The sequence below is a fragment of the Pseudohalioglobus lutimaris genome (assembly GCF_002866825.1).
GTDB lineage: Bacteria > Pseudomonadota > Gammaproteobacteria > Pseudomonadales > Halieaceae > Halioglobus > Halioglobus lutimaris.
In genome coordinates this window covers 237464-258335 of the sequence record NZ_PKUS01000001.1, presented here as the reverse complement: position 1 = coordinate 258335, position 20872 = coordinate 237464, and the positions used below count along the sequence as shown (strand labels likewise).

Below are 20872 nucleotides of genomic sequence, written 5' to 3'. Positions count from 1 at the left end.
ATTGACTGCAGAAAAACCATCTGGCGGCATGGATGACTTTACCCGCCGCTATCTCTACCTCCTTGCTGCCGTCCTGGTGGCCGGCCTGGTCTGGTGGCTTGGCAGCATCGACTTTCGCGTACGGGAAATAAATGAAACGCTGCAGTCTGACCATACCCTGTCGGACTATCCGTACACTTTCCGCGTGTTGTCCCTGGAAAACGGTATTGCCGAAGTCAGTAGTCCTCGCTCGGCGCAGATGTCAGCCATTCAGGGCCTGCGTATTCTGTTTCCCTCTCTGCAGAATGCGAGCGCAGTGTCCGACGAGATGATGAGCGCGCAAGAGGAGCTTGCCCGCGTGCAGTCCCGTGCGGGTCAGTTGGTCAGTGAACAGGAGGACGTAAACCAGGTGCGCTGGGTGCTGGATGAAAAATGGCTTTCCAGCTACGGAGTCTATGTGCAGTGAGTGACCAGCGTGGCGAAATGAAAGTGTTTGGAATTACCGGCTGGAAGAACAGCGGCAAGACGACGTTAGTGGCCAGGCTGGTAGAGCACTTCACCGCGCTCGGCCTGCGGGTCTCCACGGTCAAGCATGCGCACTGCGACTTCGACATCGACCGGCGGGGTAGCGACAGCCATACCCACAGGATGGCCGGAGCTCACCAGGTACTCCTTTCCTCCAACCGGCGCTGGGCACTGATGAGCGAACTCAAGGAAGACGCCGAGCCTGAGTTGGAAGAGCTACTGCAGCATTTGCAGCCGGTGGACCTGGTGATAGTCGAGGGCTTTAAAATGGGAGATCAGCCCAAGATTCAGGTGGTACGGCGCAGCAACAACGCTGAGGTGCTGCCGGCAGAGGCCCAGCCCATAGTCGCCATCGCCAGTGACGCAGCGTTGACGCCTGCGGACTATGGCTGCAGTGGACCTCTGCTCCAGCTTAGCGATGTGCCGGCGATAGCCGAATTTATTCGGCAATACTGTGGCTTGAAGCTATGAGTCTGAATATGAGTTTCATGACCTGAGTCATTGCAGGCTGCGGCCGAATTTGACAGGGTGTTAAAGATGCGCAAAACCAGCGACCTTATATGGCAGGACGCCCAGCATCAGGTGCTATTCGAGATACTGGATCTGATCGGTCAGCCCGATTCGGGGTCCGCTGTGGTGCTGCAATTACAGCAATACGCCGAAACGCACTTCACCCTCGAGGAGCAGTATATGGAAATGCTGTCTTATCCGGGTATTGACGCCCACAGACGTGCGCATGACGAATTCCGTGAAGAAATCGCCACATTGCCCTGCGCAGATGATTTCGATGTTGCCTTTAGACAGGTGGTGTCCACCTATCTCACAGAATGGCTCAAGCGCCATGTGTTCGGAATCGACAAGGAGCTTGAGTCCTTTATCCTTGAATCATCGTTCAAATGAGCCAGCGAGCTCCAACCCCTCCCCTGATCCTGTACAACGATTAGAGGCTGTTATTACACACGGTTACTGACTTGATCCGCATCAATGGTGCGATATTTTCCAAGTGATAGTGTGTACCTGAAGGTTGGGAGATCGGATGTCGATGGTTGGGTTTGGCCTATGGCAGTTTGCCAGTAGTGAGGAGAGTACGAAAATGAATACACTGAAGAAGCTGAGCGTGCTTGGACTATTCGTTGTGGGCTTGTCTGCTTGTGGGACCGACCCCAAGAGTGCTGCTGGGTTTACCTTGCCAGAAGGGGATGTTAAGCGAGGCAAAGCCGCTTACGTTGAGTACGGTTGCAATGCCTGTCACCAGCACAGTGATGTGCCTCAGCTTGAGTCTGCGTTAGCTGCAGAGCTGTCTGTTCCGCTGGGTGGAGAAACTGCCAGGGTGCGCACCTACGGCGAGCTTGTCACCTCGGTTATCAACCCATCGCACCGTATCGCCAAGAGAAGGTCGATTGAGGTTGCGGATGAAACGGGCAACTCAAAAATGGTGACTTTCAATGATGTGATGACCGTTACCCAACTGATCGATATGGTGGCCTTCCTGCAGGAAAGTTATGAGCTGAGTCCTCACCACAACACAGTGTACCCGGTCTATTGGCATCCTGAAGCCCAGGACAAGTGAGTCATGGTAGCTAACGCTTTGTAAACAGAACGCGGCCTTTACTTCTAGGTCGCCCACCAGAGTACCAGCACCGCTAGCAGCAGTGACAGCCAGAAAAAAGAAAGTGCCTTCCAGAAAAAAACCGTGTCAGATACCCCGCTGGGTGTTCGCCCTTCCTTGATGAAATCCGGGTTGGGGTGTTGCAGGTCATAGATGAAATCCTCAAGCTTGCTGTAACGTTGTTCCGGGTCGTTATGACAGCCCTTTTGTAGAGCCTGGTCAAACCAGACGGGTATAATGTCCCGGTGTTCGTAGCTTGGCGTGTACTCGAGGTCGTGAAATTCCTGCAGCGTTTTACAACGCTCCATTTTTTTACCGTAGGGCAGATGTCCTCCGGTGAACATCTCGTAGGCGATAACAGCCAGTGAATAAATATCTCCCTTCACATAAGTGTTAAGACCGAAGCGGTAGGAGGGGTCGGCGTAGTCCAACGTGCCCAGCGCAATTTCCCGTTCGAAGGGGTTGAAAATTTCCTGTAAGCCGGGCGCGTATACCGCTCCAAAATCGACGATCTTGATCTTGCCATCAGCCATGATCATCACATTGCCGGGTTTCAAGTCCTGGTGCACAATTTGCTGATCATGCATTGCTGAAAGACCGGCGGCGATGTCGAGAATGATTCTGGCGACAACGCTGGGTCGGGGTTCAGGGTTCTCTGCTATCCACTCCTGTAGAGTGATGCCTGGCACTTTCTCCATCAGGTAGTAGAGGAATTGTTTGCTGCCGTTGCGTGGCGGGATAATGCGCACCACTCGCGGGTCGTTGATGCGACTACCGATCCACTCCTCAGCAATAAAGCGTTCGATGTAGGCGGGATCATCGACGTAGGACGCGGAAGGGGTCTTCATGACCAGTTCCTTCCCCGAGGTCTGGTCTTTCACGATGTACAGCTGTGACCGTTCGCTGGCCCAGAGCTCTTCAATTACTTCGTATCCGTCGAGCTTCAGACCGGGGTATAGCTCGGGAGGGAAGGGTAGTTTGGTGAGCCGCTCACTGAAGTCGGCTTTTTCCTCGACACCCAACGCGTCGATGCGCAGAATGCAGGCGCTGAGATTATCATCGCTACCTGCGTCCAGCGCCTGTCTGACCAGTTCCTGACATGCCTGATCGAAACTGTCCGGATGTGACTCAATTATCTCCCTGATCCGCTCGTCATCGAGAAAATCATGTATGCCATCAGAGTCGAGATAGAAAATATCCCCTTCTTCTACTTCCAGGGTACTGCAGTCTATATTCAGGGTTGTATCCATGCCCATGGCACGGATCAGGTACTGCTTCTGGTCTGAGATGCTGGCGACGTGATCGTTTGTTAACTGGGCAAAACTGCCGTCACGAGCAGAAAGCCGGTAGATGCGACTGTCGCCAGCATGAAACAGGTAGGCCATGTGGGATTTTATGACTACCAGGCTCAGCGTACAGATATAGCCGCGGGCTTCATCCGGCATGTCCCTGCCCAACTCGTAGAGCTCGCTATTGAGCGCTGAGAGGGTCTTTTGAACGGCGTGCTTTACACTCCATAATTCCGGTGTCTGGAAATATCCCTTGAGTACGGCGGAAACAGAGCGCTGCGCTGCTTCGCGACCAGCTTCGGCGGAGCTGACGCCATCTGCAACCACCGCCACGGCGCCCTTGGTCTTGAGCAGGTCGTCATCAGGTATGTTGAAGCCGACAGCATCCTCGTTGAACTGCTTCTTGCAGCCCTTGTCAGTATGTGTCGCTACAGTAGCGCTGAAATGGCGAGCTCTGTCCAAGTGCTTGCTTCCTAACTACAGCCAGCTCACCCCTACAGGTGGGCTGGCTACATTGCGTTCAGGTTACGTCGATAAGCTGAACAGTACCATCGGGCAGCACCTCGGTCATTTTTCCTTGCGGCTCATCCAGGAACAGGACCAGCAAGAAGACGAAGCCGGCTGAAGCTGCGATAACCAAAAAGAAGGTGCTGTAATCGACGAAAGAGAGCACCGTGAGATAAGTGACCGCCCCAACATTGCCATAAGCGCCAACCATGCCGGCTATTTGACCGGTCATGCGCCGCTGTACCAGCGGCACCATTGCGAACACGGCACCTTCACCCGCCTGCACGAAAAAGGAACAGCTCATGGTGGCGATAACGGCCAGTGGTATCCACCAGTTACCGTTGATCTGGCTGAGTAGAAGGTAACCTGCCGCCAGACCGCAGATCAGGGTGATCATGGTTTTGCGTCGGCCGAAATGGTCGCTTATCCAGCCTCCGGTTGGACGGGCGACAAGGTTCATGAAAGCAAAGCCAGAGGCCAGCAGGCCCGCTTTTACCGGGTCAAGTCCGTCGAATGTCTCCAGGAAAAAAAGCGGCAGCATGGAGACCACCGCAAGTTCCGAACCGAAAGTGGCGAAGTAGGACCAGTCCAGGATCGCTACCTGCTTAAATTTATAGCGTTGCATCTCCGGGACACCCTCTTTCAGGTGTTCGTAGTTCACTTTCCAGATCTGGCTGGACTGAAACAGGTATAACGCCAACAGAAAAACGTAAATGCCGTAGCATGCGGTATCGGTGAGCAGGGCGAGGTTGGCCGGTGACAGCTTCCATGTAAGTACCGCCAGGGCGATATACATCGGAATGTTCATCAATAGCAAAAACCAGAAATCACCCCAGTTGGAAACCTCTAGCCCGCCTGATTTTTTCGGCTTGAAGTAGGTTGAACCCTTTGGGGTGTCACGGACGTTAAAGTAATACACAACGCCGTACAGCGCGGCGATGACGCCGGTGATTCCAATTGCGTAGCGCCAGCCATCTTCCCCGCCAAAAAGCAGAGCGAGGGTGGGCAGGGTCATTGCGCCGGCGGCGGAGCCAAAATTACCCCAACCACCATATATGCCCTCGGCCAGTCCAACCTGCTTGGCCGGAAACCACTCGCCTACCATGCGGATACCGATCACGAAGCCAGCACCAACGAAACCAAGCAGGAAGCGGAAGATCGCCAGCTGTTCGTAGCTGTTGGACGTGGCGAACAGTACACACATGCAACCGGAGAGGATCAGCAGGCCACTATAGACATGACGAGGCCCGAACTTGTCCACCAGTATGCCTATTACGATGCGCGCGGGTATGGTCATTGCCACGTTCAGGATCATCAGGGCCTTAACCTGTTGGGCACTGAGATCGAAGGCTTCCTTGATGAAAGCAAGCATCGGTGCATGGCTGAACCAAACCACGAAGGTGAGGAAAAAAGCGAACCAGGTAAAGTGCAGGGTTCGGACGCTTGGATTCTTGAGGTCCGTAAGCGGTATGCCGTGATCGGGCATCGTAATTACTCCCAATAGAAAAATCTGGCTGCAATATATTTTTTCGTTGAGGAAGTGGTGTTGATGTAGATCATGTGCGTTCGGCACATTTGACGCTGACTATTCTCCTGCTACCCCTAAAGTAGTAGTTGTCCGAGGAATAAAAAATGCTTTAAGCACAGGGTCTTAGCGAGCTTGCACCGGAAAAATACCGACGTAATTCGGGCTGTTCTTTATTTGGTGGTAGTCCGCGTTCGCCTACCTATTTCTGTTGGTCCACCATCCATACGGCGGCCTCTACACGCGAGCGGAAGCCTAGCTTCTTCAACAGGTGTTTGACGTGAACCTTTACCGTGGACTCGGCAATGTCGAGGCGACGGCCTATCAGTTTGTTGCTTAAGCCCTCGGCAATGTATTTGAGAATCTGTAATTCGCGGCGGGTGAGCTCGGTCAAATCCTTTTGCTGCTCTCCCGCGCGAAAAGATGAGGCAAGCACCTCAGTGAGCTGTTCACTCAACACCATCTTCCCGGAGCAGGCCTGGCGGATACTGCTCACCAGTTCTTCCGGCTCGACGTCTTTGAGCAAATATCCGTCAGCCCCGGATTTCAATGCGGAGATGACATCGGAGCGGTCATCGGAAACCGTGAACACAACAATATGAGAGGCAATACCGGCATCACGCATTGCGGAAAGCGTCTCGATACCGTCCATCCCTCGCATGCTGAGATCCAGAAGTATCAGGTCCGGGTCCAGTTCCCTGGCCATGGTTACCGCGTCAACGCCATTGGACGCCTCGCCGATGACCCTTAGCCCGTCTTCCAGGTCCAGCAACTGGCTTACACCCTTGCGTAGCAGAGGGTGGTCGTCCACAAGCAGGATCGTATTTACTGCTTCAACCATCGTTTTCTCCAAACCCGCTCGTTGGTCCTGGTCAGGCGATAGCCTTCGCCGTTCCCGTGGGTACGCGTAATTGTACACGGGTCCCCCCGCAGTCGCGTACGCTAAAATGCAGCATTCCTCCGAGGCGTTGGGCGCGCTCCCGCATGGTATAGAGCCCATAGTGATGCGCCTTCTCGGGGCGCTCGGGGATGCCGACGCCGTCATCGTCTACGGTGAATATGCAGTCTCCATTCTGGTTGCGCTCACAGCGTAGGCTAATCCGGCCTGCTGCGGCATGTTTTACAGCGTTGTTGATTGCCTCCCTTATCACGTGAAGCACATGAATATCGCCGTTGGGTCCAAGACCTGCCCCGTCAATTTTATAGTCCAGTGTGATCTCAGCAGCGCTTAGTTCGTTAAACTCCTGTACAGCATGCTCCAGTGCGGAGCGCAGGTTGGGCGAGTCCAGCTTGACGCGGAAGGTGACCAATAGTTCACGCAGATGCTTGTAGGCCGCATTGATGCCTTCCTGCAGATCCTCGATGGCCTCTTCAATGAGGTGTGGCTGTGAATCTTTTGAAATCAGCTTCTTCAGCCTGGCGGTTTCCAGTTTCATGTAAGAAAGAGATTGCGCCAGTGAATCATGAAGTTCCCGGGCGATAGTGCTGCGCTCCTCGAGCAGCATTAACCGGTGTTCCTGACCCAGGTTGCGATGAAAAGCGAAGGACGTGGAGAGTGTCTCCGCCACGGTCTTGAGTAACTGACTCTGCCAGGGCAGCAGTTTTTCCCCGTTATGCGGCTTGACGTAGAGAAAGCCGTAGTTGTCACTGCGGCTGCCGATAGGGAGCGACAGCCCCGGTGCATGGGGGTTGGCGGGTTGCGCTGGTGGCAGCGCGCAGATATTGCAATCACCGTCGCAGTAATCGGTGGCTGCCGTATCGGTTCCCAGGTACTCATAGTTCGGGTAGTTGGGCTCGGCATTCACGCAAAGATTGATCTTTTCCACATTGGATACTTTCTGTAGCTCAGCCAGGAAAACCCTTAACAGGCGTTCGTCGTAGGGGCTTGAGGCGACCTCTCGCGAGGTTTTATACAGAAAGTACAGCGCCTGGTTGGAGCGATGTAGTTCTCTAGTGCGCTCCTCTACCTGTTTTTCCAGCGTGCGGTATTGCGCTTCCAGACTGGCTGTCATGGTATTGAATGATGCCGCCAGCACGCCCAGTTCGTTCTCGGGGTAGACGGTGACGCGGTGGCCGAGATTGCCGCGTTCCACGGCTTCTGCTGCTTTCAGTAACTTGCGCAGCGGGACAACGAAGTTGCTGTCTGCCCGCATGATCAGGTAAAGAACGATGAATATGATAAGAATTATGCTGACCGCCTCAGTCATGCCCAGCAGTTCTATTTTGCCTTCGTTGTCCCGCTGCAGATGAGTAACCATGGCGTCGATATCGTCTACCCACTGATCCAGTCCGGCGTTATAACGCCTGTGGCTTTCCTGCCAGGAGGTCGCCCCGTCAAGGGAAGACTGGATCACCGGAGCCATACCTTGTTGCCAGTTCGATAGTACCAGCGCGTAGCTTTTTTCCAGGGGAACATTGTTGGCTTCATTCACGACCAGGGGAATGATTGACGCATTGAGCTTGTCTGTGACTTGCTTCATCTCTGCGGCCAGACGCTGCTCCACGTCGTCCGAGCGCGCCTGGCTTGCCAGTCCAAGGTAGTTGCTGATTCGGTAAGAATGCATGCGCAGGGAGCCAGCGAGATTTATTGCCTCGGCATCATTCTGGGCGCTGACCGTGACGTAAACAGAGAGACTCATGCTAGCGAGCGCCATCCCCGCGATAACAGCCATCGCCAGGAATACCTGGAAGATGACAGAACGTTGGATCCGCTTTCCTGAAATGGGCATTTTTCGATCCTCGTTGGTGGTCTACCACCAATAACTCAGCTGGCCATTATACGCGGCCGCCATCTCGGCGTTTTCGCTGCACCTCATTGTAATTAAAAGGAAATACAGGCATCGGGCTACTACTCCTTTGGTGGTAATTTTCGCACACGACTGATCTGGTCGCCCAGTAGCGGTTGATCCAGATCAACCCGCGATGTTGGGAAGATACTAGTTTATGCGGCGACGGATTGAAATTGACTATGACAACCAGAAGACAACAACAGCGGATCTCCCTGACTTCCAGCGCCGTGGCCTTCGCGGCGGCGTTCGCTGCGTGGACTCTGTTTTCCATTCTCGGAGTGGAAATTCGGGAACAGCTGCAACTTAACTACACACAGTTCGCCCTGCTGCTGGTTGCACCGATATTCAGCGGTGCCCTGGCGCGCCTGCCATCAGGGATCCTGGCGGATATTTACGGCGGTCGCCGTGTGATGTTCATCGAAATGGCAATTGTGGGCCTGGCCCTTCTGTTTTACCCCCTTGCCAGCCTCTACTGGCATTACCTTTTGTTTGGAGTTGTGATTGGTCTCGCGGGTGCAACATTCTCGGCCGGTATCAGCTTTGTTTCCTCCTGGCACGACAAGCGGCGTCAGGGTACAGCGATGGGCATATTCGGTGCGGGCGATGCGGGTGCAGCAATCACCAACCTCGTTGCGCCGCTAGCGGTCCTCCAGTTTGGCAGTGACTACGTTCCGGTAGTCTATGGGGCCGTACTGCTGTCCGTTGCTGTAGTCTTTTTCCTGGTAAGCAGCGAAGACCCGGTGCACCAGTCCCAGGCGAAAATCGAAAGGCCACTGCGCGAGGAATTGGCCCCTCTGGCAAAGCTGAGAGTATGGCGTTTTGGCCTCTATTACTTTTTTGTGTTCGGTGGGTTTCTGGCGCTGACCCTATGGCTGCCACAGTTTTATGTGGAGCAGTATGGGCTGGATCTTAAGACCGCGTCGTTCGCTACCCTGTTGTTTACTCTGCCAGCCGCGCTGGTCCGCGCCCTCGGTGGCTGGTTTGCCGACCACTTCGGGGCCCGTACCATCAACTGGATGGTGTTCTGGGTGTGCCTGGTTTGCCTGTTTTTCCTGTCCTATCCGCCGACTACCATGACCATTCATGGCATTGATCGTGAACTCTCGCTGAACATTACCACCCCCATGTGGCTGTTCACCGCGCTGATTTTTGTAATGGGCGTGGCCATGGGATTTGGCAAGGCCAGCATTTACCGAATTATCTACGACTACTTTCCCGGGCACATGGGTGCCGTGGGAGGCGCCGTGGGCATGATTGGCGCAATGGGAGGCCTTGCGCTGCTTCTCCTGTTTGGCCTGGCGAATGACCTTACGGGCATCCGCACATCTTGCTTCATGCTGCTTTATGGCGGGCTGGCCGGGTGCATGATCCTGATGCATTTCGCCATCAAGCGGGACGAGTTTCGCCAGCGCTATGCGCAGGCACAGGCCGATGAATTTTTATCCCTTTAGCGATTAAAGGAAAATTGAGGAAAGACTATGTCTGATATCAAAGAGTGGAACGTCGAAGACGACCAGTTCTGGGAGAGCCAGGGCAAAAAGGTCGCTTATCGAAACCTGTGGATATCCATCCCCAGCCTGCTGTGTGGCTTCGCAGTCTGGCTGTACTGGGGGGTGATTACCGTACAGATGCTCAACTTGGGGTTTCCATTTGCCAAATCTGAACTGTTCACGCTGATGGCGATCGCCGGCTTGACAGGCGCCACGCTGCGCATTCCCAGCAGCTTCTTTATTCGCTTGTGTGGCGGGCGTAACACCCTGTTTTTCACCACTGCGCTGCTTATGGTCCCGGCTGTTGGGGCGGGTATCGCGCTCAGCGACCAGAGCACGCCGCTGTGGGTGTTCCAGTTACTGGCGCTGTTGTCTGGATTCGGTGGCGGAAACTTCGCTTCTTCGATGTCAAATATCAACTTCTTCTTCCCCAGGCGTATGCAGGGCCTGGCGCTGGGCCTGAATGCAGGACTGGGTAATTTCGGTGTGACTACCATGCAGATCCTGGTGCCACTGGCGATGACTTTTGGCTTGTTTGGTGCGCTTGGCGGCGACTCCATGATCTTGCAGAATACGTCCGGCACGCTGATCGGCAAAATTCCTGCGGGTAGTGAAACCTGGATTCAGAATGCAGGCTGGATCTGGCTGTTGTTCCTGGTCCCATTAGCTTTCCTTGGCTGGTTCGGTCTGAACAATATTCGCACGCCAGAAGTCTCCCCCGACATACCCAGCCCTGTTGTCAGTTTCGGTATCATTTCAGGGATGCTGCTCATCGGCCTGGTGACGGCTGCCGTTGGTTTGTGGTTGATGTTGCCCGAGAGCGCCAATGGTTCTGGGTGGAACATCTCCAAAGAAATCGTGATGGTACTGGTGATCGGTTCCACCGTATTCTGGTTGAAGATGCTGCCGGGTTCCATCGGCACCAGTCTTACGCGACAGTACAAGATCTTTAACAATCACCACACCTGGGTAATGAGCGTTATCTACACTATGACGTTCGGCTCGTTCATCGGGTTCTCGGCAGCTTTCCCGCTCTCCATCAAGGTGATCTTTGGTTACCAGCACTTGATGGTCGATGGTGTCATGACCCACAACACCGCCAACGCCAATGGGCCCAGTGCACTCATGTTCGCCTGGATGGGGCCCTTTATCGGCGCGCTAATACGGCCTGTTGGCGGCTGGATCGCTGACAAAGTGGGCGGTGCGCTGGTAACGCAAGTCTGTTCCGTAGTGATGACGCTCAGTGCCGTAGGCGTTGCCTATTATATGAAGGCTGCCTACCAGTCGGCGACGCCGGAAGAGTTCTTTGTCCCCTTCTTCCTGCTCTTCCTGTTGCTGTTCGCCGCCACAGGCATAGGCAATGGGTCTACTTTCCGCACTATCTCGGTAATTTTCAGCAGAGAGCAGGCGGGACCGGTACTGGGCTGGACTTCCGCGGTGGCCGCCTATGGTGCCTTCTATATCCCCAAGGTGATTGGCGAGCAGATCAAGGCAACTACCCCTGAGGTGGCGCTGTATGGGTTTGCGGCATTCTATGCCGTGTGTATTGGCATCAACTGGTGGTACTACCTGCGCAAAGGTAAGTCCACTGATGTTCAGTGCCCGAAATGTGGTGAGGAGTTTGAGCTGGAAGATGAGAAACATTTTTATAATCCATAGTGCCTGAACGAACCGGCACATCAGGAAAAACACTCTGGTCGGAGGCGTATCCGGCCAGTCAATTGAAAGAGAGAGAAAATCATGAGTCATTTTCTGGATCGCCTACAGTTTTTCAAAAAAACCAAGACCGGTGAATTCGCCGATGGTCATGGCGAGACCCGCAGCGAGAACCGTGAATGGGAGGACAGTTACCGGCAGCGCTGGCAGCACGACAAGATTGTGCGCTCAACGCACGGCGTGAACTGTACCGGTTCCTGCAGTTGGAAAATTTATGTGAAGAACGGGCTGATTACCTGGGAAACGCAGCAGACCGATTACCCACGCACCCGTCCTGACCTGCCCAATCATGAACCACGAGGTTGCCCGCGTGGGGCCAGCTACTCCTGGTATATCTACAGCGCCAACCGGGTAAAATATCCCAAGGTGCGAAAGCCGTTGTTGAAGTTGTGGCGCGAGGCACGTGCCCGTTATAGCAATCCAGTAGAGGCCTGGGGCTCCATTGTGGAGGACGAGGAAAAGGCCCGTTCCTACAAGAGCGCTCGCGGGCTGGGTGGATTCGTCCGCTCCTCCTGGGACGAGGTGAACGAAATTATTGCCTCCGCGAATGTCTATACCACCAAGACGCACGGGCCTGACCGCGTTGTTGGCTTTTCACCCATTCCCGCCATGTCCATGGTCTCCTATGCCGCAGGCTCCCGTTACCTGTCGCTGATGGGCGGCGTGTGCATGAGCTTCTATGACTGGTACTGCGACCTGCCCCCGGCGTCTCCCATGACCTGGGGTGAGCAGACGGATGTTCCGGAATCAGCTGACTGGTACAACTCCAATTACATTATCGCCTGGGGCTCCAATGTGCCTCAGACCCGGACTCCTGACGCGCATTTCTTCACTGAGGTGCGTTACAAAGGGGCCAAGACGGTGTCCATTACTCCCGACTACTCGGAGGTCGCCAAGTTAACTGACATGTGGTTGAACCCCAAACAGGGGACCGATGCTGCATTGGGTATGGCTTTTGGTCATGTGATTCTTAAAGAGTTTCATCTGGAAAACCCCAGCGAGTACTTTACTGACTATGTACGTCGCTATACCGATAGCCCCATGCTGGTGCTACTGGAAGACTTTGATAAAGGCGTGAAGGCAACCCGTTTCCTGCGTGCTTCTGATCTTGGCGGTGAACCCGGGGGCGACAATAACCCCGAGTGGAAAACCATTGCCCGGGACGAGATAAGCGGCGAACTGGTATCGCCCACTGGTGCTATTGGTTATCGCTGGGGACAGCAGGGTAAGTGGAACATAGAGCAAAAGGACGGCGTAACCGGTGCCGAGATCAAGCTGCAACTGTCGCAGGTTGGTGCTACAGACCTGGTGGCCCCTGTGGCTTTCCCGCACTTTGCCGCTGACAAATCCAATGATTTCTGGAACGCCTGTGATCAGGAGGAAATTCTATTTCGGAATGTTCCCGCAAAAGAAATCACGCTGGCCGATGGCTCCACAGCGAAAGTCGCCACTGTATACGACTTGATGATGGCCAACTACGGCATCGATCGTGGGCTGGGCGGTGAAGACGTGGCCAGTGACTATGATCAGGATATTGCCTACACGCCTGCGTGGCAGGAAAAGATTACAGGCGTATCACGGGAGAAGGTTATTCAGGTCGCACGCGAGTTTGCCGACAATGCTAACCGCACCCGCGGTCGTTCCATGATCATTGTTGGCGCGGCAATGAACCACTGGTATCACATGGACATGAACTACCGTGGCCTGATCAATATGTTGATGATGTGTGGCTGCGTTGGCCAGACGGGCGGCGGTTGGGCTCACTATGTCGGTCAGGAAAAATTGCGTCCGCAGACCGGTTGGTTGCCACTGGCCTTCGGCCTGGACTGGAACCGCCCACCGCGGCAGATGAACTCGACCTCGTTCTTCTATAACCACTCCTCTCAATGGCGCCATGAGAAAGTGAGCATTCACGACGTGCTCTCACCCATAGCCGACAAGGGCGACATGCCTGAACACATGCTCGATTACAACGTGCGCGCCGAGCGCATGGGCTGGTTGCCCAGTGCCCCGCAGCTCAATTGCAATCCGCTGCAGGTGACAAAGGATGCGCAGGCTGCGGGCATGGAGCCGAAAGACTACCTGGTAGAAAAGCTGAAAGACGGTGGTATTCGTTTTGCCGCGGAGCAGCCGGATAACCCGTCAAACTTCCCGCGCAACCTGTTTATCTGGCGGTCTAACCTGCTGGGTTCATCAGGGAAGGGCCATGAATACATGCTCAAGTACCTGTTGGGCACCAATAACGGCGTGATGAACGATGACAATGGCATCAGCGGTGGTTTGATTCCAGAAGAAATCGATTTTGAGTCCAAGGGATACGAAGGCAAGCTGGATCTTGTAACCACGCTGGACTTTCGCATGTCGTCCACCTGTGTTTACTCAGACATCGTGCTGCCGACAGCCACCTGGTACGAAAAAGACGACCTTAATACCTCTGATATGCACCCCTTCATCCACCCGCTGTCCAAAGCGACGGACCCGGCCTGGGAAGCTCGTTCGGACTGGGACATCTACAAAGGACTGGCGAAGAAATTCTCCGAGATATCAGCTCTCGAAGGAAACCTGGGTGTAGAGCAGGACATCGTCACCGTACCTACACTTCATGACACCCCCGGAGAACTCGCCCAGCCCTTCGATGTGCAGGACTGGAAGAAAGGTGAGTGTGAGCTGATTCCCGGTAAAACCGCTCCTAATATGGTGGTGGTAGAGCGCGACTATCCCAATCTTTATAAGAAGTTCACCTCGGTGGGCCCGCTGTTGGAGAAGTTGGGTAATGGCGGCAAAGGCATCAGCTGGAACACGGATGAAGAGGTGGACCTGCTGCGCCAGCTCAACTACACCGTCGATGAGGAGGGCGTCAGCAAGGGGCAGCCTGCTATCAATACCGCGATCGATGCAGCCGAGGTGGTGCTGACCCTGGCACCGGAAACCAATGGTAACGTATCGGTCAAGGCCTGGGAGGCCCTGGAGCAGTTCACCGGCCGGGATCACAAGCATCTGGCCGAGCCCAAGCACGACGAGAAAATACGCTTCCGTGATATCCAGGCACAGCCGCGCAAGATTATTTCTTCGCCTACGTGGTCCGGACTTGAAGATGAGCATGTCAGCTACAACGCCGGCTATACCAATGTGCATGAGCTGATTCCCTGGCGCACGATTACCGGGCGACAGCAGTTTTATCAGGACCACCCCTGGATGCAGGCTTTCGGTGAGCAGTTCGTGTCTTATCGTCCGCCCATCAATACCAACACTATCGATCAGGTGAAGGGTAAACGCAGCAATGGTGAGAAAGAGATAGTGCTCAACTGGATTACGCCGCACCAGAAGTGGGGTATTCACAGCACCTATTCCGACAACCTGCTGATGCTGACGTTGTCCCGCGGTGGTCCCATTATCTGGCTGAGCGAGATCGACGCCAAAGATGCGAACATCGAGGACAATGACTGGGTGGAAGTATTCAACTCCAACGGCGCCATCACTTGCCGGGCAGTGGTCAGCCAGCGGGTTAAACAGGGCATGGTCATGATGTACCACGCCCAGGAGCGCATAGTGAACGTACCGGGTTCGGAAACCACAGGAACTCGAGGTGGCCACCACAACTCGGTGACCCGTACGGTAATGAAGCCCACCCACATGATTGGCGGGTACGCCCAGCAGAGTTATGGGTTCAACTATTACGGAACAGTCGGCTGTAACCGCGATGAGTTCGTGGTAGTGCGTAAGATGAGCAAGGTTGACTGGTTGGACGGTTCTGATACTGACGATCTGCCCCAACCTTTACCGCAAAATATTTAAGGAGTCGCCGCTATGAAAATTCGCTCACAAGTCGGCATGGTGTTAAACCTCGACAAATGTATTGGCTGCCATACCTGTTCCATTACCTGCAAGAACGTTTGGACTTCTCGTGAAGGGGTGGAATACGCCTGGTTCAACAATGTTGAGACCAAGCCAGGCGTGGGGTTCCCCAATGAGTGGGAGAACCAGGAAAAATGGAACGGAGGCTGGGTTCGAAAGAAATCTGGCAAGATCGAACCGCGTATAGGCGGCAAGCTCAAAGTGCTGGCAAAGCTATTCAACAACCCGGATCTGCCGCAGATTGATGAGTACTACGAGCCTTTCGATTTTGACTACCAGCACTTGCACACGGCTCCACAAGTGAAGCACCAGCCCACTGCGCGACCCCGGTCTTTGATCACCGGCGAGCGCATGGAGAAAATCGAGGCAGGCCCCAACTGGGAAGAGATCCTCGGTTCCGAGTTCTCCAAGCGCTCTCGTGATGTCAACTTTGAGCAGGTGCAGAAGGAAATTTATGGTGAGTACGAAAACACCTTTATGATGTATCTGCCGCGTCTTTGCGAGCACTGCCTGAACCCCACGTGTGCGGCGAGCTGCCCTTCGGGAGCGATCTACAAACGAGAGGAAGACGGCATTGTACTGATCGACCAGGATAAGTGCCGTGGCTGGCGCATGTGCGTGTCCGGCTGCCCATACAAAAAGATTTACTACAACTGGAAGTCCGGTAAGTCCGAGAAGTGCATTTTCTGTTATCCGCGTATTGAGTCTGGCCAGCCAACCGTATGCTCAGAGACCTGCGTAGGGCGCATTCGCTACCTGGGTGTCCTCCTCTACGATGCTGATAAAATACAGGAAGTCGCCTCTACTGAATCCGAACAGGATCTGTACAAGAAGCAACTGGAAATTTTCCTCGATCCGAATGACCCGGAGGTGATTGCCCAGGCTCGTCGTGACGGTATCGATGACTCTGTTATCGAGGCAGCGCAGCAGTCACCGGTATACAAGCTAGCCGTGGACTGGCAACTCGCGCTGCCGTTGCACCCCGAATACCGCACACTGCCGATGGTCTGGTACGTGCCTTCGCTCTCACCGATACAGCAGGCGGCGGATGCTGGCCATATAGGGAACGACGGTGTTATCCCAGATGTGGATAGCCTGCGTATTCCACTCAAGTATCTTGCCAACCTGCTTACCGCAGGCGATGAGGAACCGGTAAAGCTGGCACTCAAACGCCTTCTGGCGATGCGTGCATACAAACGTGCCGAAACGGTAGATGGCGTTACTGATCTGCAGGTGCTGGAAAACGTAGGCCTGAGTGAGAGTCAGGTAAAGGAAATGTATCGCTACCTGGCTATCGCCAACTACGAGGATCGCTATGTAATCCCTACCGCCCATCGAGAGGAAGCCATGTCTGATGCCTTTGCGGAACGCGGCGGTTGTGGTTTCAGTTTTGGCAATGGCTGCTCGGATGGTAACAACGAGGTAAACATGTTCGGTGCCAAGCGTACAAATCGGCGCGACATTATTGATACCGTGCAGGTTGAGGAGTGGAAGCCATGATCGAACTTAAAGCAATTGCAAGACTGCTCGATTACCCGACGGCAGAAGTGCATGCTCACGCGGCGGAGCTCAAGGAGATTCTGCTGGACAATACGATACTGGGATTCAAGCTGAAAGCCAGGATCTGCCTCTGGCTGTCTGCTTACGAAAATGCCGAACTGATGGAGTTACAGGAGACTTACGGTGGCCTGTTTGACCGTGGCCAGGCGACCTCGCTGTTGTTGTTTGAGCATGTTCACGGTGAGTCGCGGGACCGCGGGCAGGCGATGGTAGATCTAATGGATCTTTACCGCAGCCATGGCTTCGAGATCAATGCACGTGAGTTGCCGGATTACATACCGATGTATCTGGAGTATCTCTCGCATCGACCGCGCCAGGAAGCAGAAGACGGCTTGCTCGATGTGGCCCATATTCTTGCCCTTATCGGGGCAAGGCTGGAGGACCGTGGTAGTGAATACTGTTTGCTGTTTCGCGCCATTCTGGAGCTGTGTCAGGCTGACATCACCGTAGATGAGTTCCTCAAGCATGCAGCTGGTGAGGAACGAGATGACAGTCTCGAGGCACTGGATAAGATATGGGAGGAGGAAGCGGTTACTTTCGGTATGGACGACGCAGCGGCGGAATGCCCCTCGGCACGCCCCCAGGCTGTTGCAAACGAAAACCAACAAACCACGCCGGTACACTTTGTCGATGCGAATGTGGCACCGGTTAGTCTGAACTCATGAGGGCCCAGCCATGAAAACTCTGAACTATCTGCTTTTTGGCGTCTATCCATATATTGCAGTCACGATTATGATCGTAGGCTCCTGGGCCCGTTACGACCGAGAGCAGTACACGTGGAAAACCGGGTCCAGCCAATTGCTCAACGACAAGGGAATGCGGCTGGGTAGTAACCTGTTCCATATTGGAGTCTTGTTTATTATCTTCGGCCACTTTTTTGGCCTGCTCACCCCGGAGTGGCTCTATCACTACGCGATTTCTACGCCGCAGAAGCAGCTGCTGGCGATGGTTTCCGGTGGCTTCTTTGGCATGCTGGCCTTTATTGGCTTAACCATTCTACTGAAGCGTCGATTTACTGATCCGCGAATTCGCAAAAGCAGTAATCCGTCGGACTTGTTGGTGCTCGTTCTGCTTTATGCCCAGTTGATTCTCGGTCTGATATCAATCGGCGTGTCTGCTGGTCATATGGATGGCTCGGTGATGGTTATGTTAGCTAACTGGGCTCAGTCCATTGTCACCCTGCAACCTGCGGCAGCGGCGGAGTATATTGCGAGCGTTAACATCATTTACAAGTTGCACGTATTTCTTGGTGTGACTCTGTTTGTGGTCTTTCCCTTCACGCGGCTGGTGCATATCGCCAGTGGTATAGCGGCGCCGGTGAAGTACTTGACTCGCAACTACCAGATCGTGCGTAGCAAGTAATTAGCTGAGAACGGCAGTCCTTCGGGCTGCCGGATATCTGTTAAACCATAAAAATAAGGTCCAAGAGTGGGAGAGTTATTACTCCCCAATACGTTATTTTTACAGGAGTGGAAACACTATGAAAAAGAAAACGATATGCCTGGCAATAGCCTCAAGCTTTGTTGCTGGCGGTTTTGCTGCCGGTGCTCATGCGCAAGAAACGTTCACCGAACAGTTATCCAATGCTGTCAGTGAAGGCAGTATCAAACTTGATCTTCGCTATCGCTTCGAGAATGTCGATGACGATGCATTTAACAAGGACGCAAACGCATCAACACTGCGTACAAGAGTTACTGTACAGTCGGGTATGGTCGGTGCCTTCAGTGCCTTGGCTGAGTTCGATAATGTTAGCGAGATCGGCAGCGACAATTACAATTCAACCGCTAACGGGAATACAGACCGTCCTGTGGTAGCTGACCCCAAGGGTACAGACATAAACCAGGCGTGGTTACGTTACGGCCAGGAAGATGCGTATGGCGCCTATGGCCGTCAGCGCATCGTGCATGGTAACCAGCGCTTCATCGGTGGTGTCGCCTGGCGCCAGAACGAGCAGACCTATGATGGCTTCCGCATTTTTTATAAGGGAGATACAGGCCTGACCTTGGATTATGCTTATGTTTACAATGTAAATCGTATCTTTGGTCCCGATGACAGTAACGCGCAGCCTGCGGACCTTCATGGCGAAAATCATTTTGCCCGTGCAGACTATCGTTTTGCCGAGCATCACAATATTACCGGCTATTTCTATTCTCTGGAAGTTGATGAGGACCGTGGATACGCACCGGGAAAGACGGTAGGTAATTCATCGGAAACCTATGGTGTTGAGTATGACGGCAAGTTTGGCCCGGTAACGGCAAAGGCGGCATATGCCAGACAGTCGGATGCAGGAGACAATCGCCTGGACTACGATGCTGATTACTACATGGTCGAAGGTGGCTTTAGCGTTGTTGGTATCAACGCGAAAGTAGGCTACGAGGTTCTTGGCTCTGATAACAATGTCGGTTTCAAGACACCTTATGCCACCTTGCACATGTACCAGGGCTGGGCAGACAAGTTTCTGGTCACACCTGACGATGGCATTGAGGATATCTACCTTGGTGTCACTGGCAAACTTGGCCCGGTGAAGCTGGGCGCTTTTTACCATGACTTCAGTGCTGAAGACTCCAGTGAGGATTTCGGCACAGAGTGGAACCTGGTGGGCACCTGGCCAGTAAACAAGCAATTCAGCACGCAGCTGAAGTATGCCAACTTCTCCAGTGATAGTGAACGCTACAGCGATGTACAGAAGGTCTGGGTCACGCTGCAGTTAAAGCTATAGTACTCGGTCAAAGATAACCATCCGCGCGTTTGCGCGGATGGCTTATAATCCAGCTCGATTCCTTTCATTCTACCGTAGGCAGCGCATGAGCAAACTGCTAAGTGATGGTCAGATAGTGGATCGGGACGTGCCTCAGGGTGTTCCGTTTTTCCGGCTGGCATTTCGCCCTTTCTTTCTGCTGGGTGCACTATTCAGTATGGTCAGTCTGTCCATTTGGGCAGCCGTGCTGGCTGGTGCAATTGAGCCTGCCTTATATGGCGGTTCGTTATGGTGGCATGCTCATGAAATGCTATTTGGTTTTGTCGCGGCTATTTTTACTGGTTTTCTGCTCACTGCGGTGCAGACCTGGACCGGTGTTCCCGGTATACGTGGTATAGCTCTTGGCGCGTTGGTAAGCCTCTGGTTTGTGGCAAGGGTAGGCATGTTCCTGGGCGACCTGGCGCCACAGGGGATAGTGATTCTGATTGATCTGCTATTCCTTCCAGTTGTTGCCGGCGTGCTGGCACGGTCTGTTATCCGGGTGCGCCAATGGCGTAATTTTATTTTTGTTCCCGTATTGCTGGTGATGGCCGGAGCAAACGCAGTCATGCATTGGGCCGTCATCGCCGACGATGCCAGCCTGCTGGCTCTGGGCAGCAAGTCGATGGTGTTATTGGTGACCCTGTTGATGACCGTCGTTGCCGGTCGTGTTGTACCCATGTTTACCGCTAATGGGACCGGTACCGAACGAGTGCAGGCGCTGCCCTGGCTGGAGCATGCCTGTCTGGTTTCCATGCTGGCCACGGTGGTCGCGGGGCTGGCTTCGCCATGGTTGCCTTCCACGCTGGTCGCGGTGGTTTTCCTGGCTGCCGCTGTCATTCACGGCCTGCGTGTACTGCGCTGGAGATTCCTGGTGACGCTGCGCACGCCACTGGTATGGTCGCTTCACCTGAGTTATTGGTGCATACCGCTGGGCTTGTCGCTCTACGGTCTCAGCGGGCTACCTGGTGCCGTGGTAACAACAAGCCAGGCCATTCATACCCTCACTGTGGGCGCCATGGGATTGATGATTCTGGCGATGATCTCTCGTGTTTCGCTGGGCCACACTGGACGCCCCATTGTTGTTGGTCCGCTGATGGCGCTGGCATTTCTTGCGGTTTACGCTGCGTTTATAGTGCGTGTTTTCGGCGCGTACTTTTTGGAAGATTACACGCAGATGATTCTCGCCGCGGCCGGTTTTTGGCTCCTGGGCTATGGCTGTTTCGTATTGCGCTATCTGCCCGTTCTTGGTCGCGGGCGTGCAGACGGCCGACCCGGCTGAATGGGTTGC

16 protein-coding genes are annotated in these 20872 nt (G+C 54.1%); 12 read left to right on the top strand and 4 right to left on the bottom strand.

Annotation, left to right across the window (positions count from 1 at the left end):
• Nucleotide 1: 1 nt before the first annotated feature.
• The 4 genes from C0039_RS01085 (at nucleotide 2) to C0039_RS01070 (ending at nucleotide 2074) form a co-directional block, all read left to right on the top strand.
• A complete protein-coding gene (locus C0039_RS01085) occupies nucleotides 2-445 on the top strand; it encodes a hypothetical protein (RefSeq protein WP_198171857.1) in 444 nt (147 codons plus the stop codon).
• Nucleotides 442-975, top strand: coding sequence for a molybdopterin-guanine dinucleotide biosynthesis protein B (gene mobB, locus C0039_RS01080; RefSeq protein ID WP_232334908.1), 534 nt, complete (start codon nucleotides 442-444; stop codon nucleotides 973-975). Before C0039_RS01085 ends, mobB begins: the two co-directional genes overlap by 4 nt.
• A gap of 66 nt (nucleotides 976-1041) precedes the next feature.
• Nucleotides 1042-1404: a hemerythrin family protein gene (locus C0039_RS01075; RefSeq protein WP_101517011.1), complete on the top strand. Its 363-nt coding sequence runs from the start codon at nucleotides 1042-1044 to the stop codon at nucleotides 1402-1404.
• Nucleotides 1405-1597: 193 nt separating this feature from the next.
• Nucleotides 1598-2074: a c-type cytochrome gene (locus C0039_RS01070; protein ID WP_101517010.1), complete on the top strand. Its 477-nt coding sequence runs from the start codon at nucleotides 1598-1600 to the stop codon at nucleotides 2072-2074.
• 44 nt (nucleotides 2075-2118) lie between these two features.
• Here C0039_RS01070 and C0039_RS01065 read toward each other — a convergent pair whose 3' ends face one another.
• The 4 genes from C0039_RS01065 to C0039_RS01050 all read right to left on the bottom strand — a co-directional run bounded on the left by C0039_RS01065 (nucleotide 2119) and on the right by C0039_RS01050 (nucleotide 8163).
• Entirely contained in the window at nucleotides 2119-3864 is a 1746-nt protein-coding gene (locus C0039_RS01065; protein ID WP_101517009.1) for a bifunctional protein-serine/threonine kinase/phosphatase, read from the bottom strand.
• Between the two features lie 58 nt (nucleotides 3865-3922).
• Nucleotides 3923-5395 carry a NarK family nitrate/nitrite MFS transporter gene (locus C0039_RS01060; protein WP_075999610.1) on the bottom strand — a complete coding sequence of 491 codons (1473 nt, stop codon included), beginning with the start codon at nucleotides 5393-5395 and terminating at the stop codon, nucleotides 3923-3925.
• 241 nt (nucleotides 5396-5636) lie between these two features.
• Nucleotides 5637-6275: a two-component system response regulator NarL gene (narL, locus tag C0039_RS01055; protein ID WP_075999609.1), complete on the bottom strand. Its 639-nt coding sequence runs from the start codon at nucleotides 6273-6275 to the stop codon at nucleotides 5637-5639.
• 31 nt (nucleotides 6276-6306) lie between these two features.
• The gene (locus tag C0039_RS01050) at nucleotides 6307-8163 is read right to left on the bottom strand and encodes a histidine kinase (RefSeq protein ID WP_075999608.1); all 1857 of its coding nucleotides are present in this window, start codon (nucleotides 8161-8163) and stop codon (nucleotides 6307-6309) included.
• Nucleotides 8164-8402: 239 nt separating this feature from the next.
• Here C0039_RS01050 and C0039_RS01045 point away from each other — a divergent pair, with 239 nt between their 5' ends.
• The 8 genes from C0039_RS01045 to C0039_RS01010 all read left to right on the top strand — a co-directional run bounded on the left by C0039_RS01045 (nucleotide 8403) and on the right by C0039_RS01010 (nucleotide 20863).
• Nucleotides 8403-9674, top strand: coding sequence for an MFS transporter (locus tag C0039_RS01045; RefSeq protein WP_101517008.1), 1272 nt, complete (start codon nucleotides 8403-8405; stop codon nucleotides 9672-9674).
• 27 nt (nucleotides 9675-9701) lie between these two features.
• Nucleotides 9702-11372, top strand: coding sequence for an MFS transporter (locus C0039_RS01040; RefSeq protein ID WP_075999606.1), 1671 nt, complete (start codon nucleotides 9702-9704; stop codon nucleotides 11370-11372).
• 81 nt (nucleotides 11373-11453) lie between these two features.
• Nucleotides 11454-15224, top strand: a complete 3771-nt coding sequence (locus C0039_RS01035) for a nitrate reductase subunit alpha (RefSeq protein ID WP_075999605.1) — start codon at nucleotides 11454-11456, stop codon at nucleotides 15222-15224.
• A 12-nt stretch (nucleotides 15225-15236) separates the two neighbouring features.
• Nucleotides 15237-16784 carry a nitrate reductase subunit beta gene (gene narH / locus C0039_RS01030; RefSeq protein WP_075999604.1) on the top strand — a complete coding sequence of 516 codons (1548 nt, stop codon included), beginning with the start codon at nucleotides 15237-15239 and terminating at the stop codon, nucleotides 16782-16784.
• Entirely contained in the window at nucleotides 16781-17509 is a 729-nt protein-coding gene (gene narJ, locus C0039_RS01025) for a nitrate reductase molybdenum cofactor assembly chaperone (RefSeq protein ID WP_101517007.1), read from the top strand. Before narH ends, narJ begins: the two co-directional genes overlap by 4 nt.
• A gap of 10 nt (nucleotides 17510-17519) precedes the next feature.
• Nucleotides 17520-18206 (top strand): respiratory nitrate reductase subunit gamma, encoded by a 687-nt coding sequence (gene narI, locus C0039_RS01020; protein WP_075999602.1) that lies wholly within the window; start codon nucleotides 17520-17522, stop codon nucleotides 18204-18206.
• Between the two features lie 118 nt (nucleotides 18207-18324).
• Nucleotides 18325-19563: an alginate export family protein gene (locus C0039_RS01015; protein WP_084179426.1), complete on the top strand. Its 1239-nt coding sequence runs from the start codon at nucleotides 18325-18327 to the stop codon at nucleotides 19561-19563.
• 85 nt (nucleotides 19564-19648) lie between these two features.
• Nucleotides 19649-20863, top strand: a complete 1215-nt coding sequence (locus tag C0039_RS01010; RefSeq protein WP_075999601.1) for an NnrS family protein — start codon at nucleotides 19649-19651, stop codon at nucleotides 20861-20863.
• Nucleotides 20864-20872: the final 9 nt, after the last annotated feature.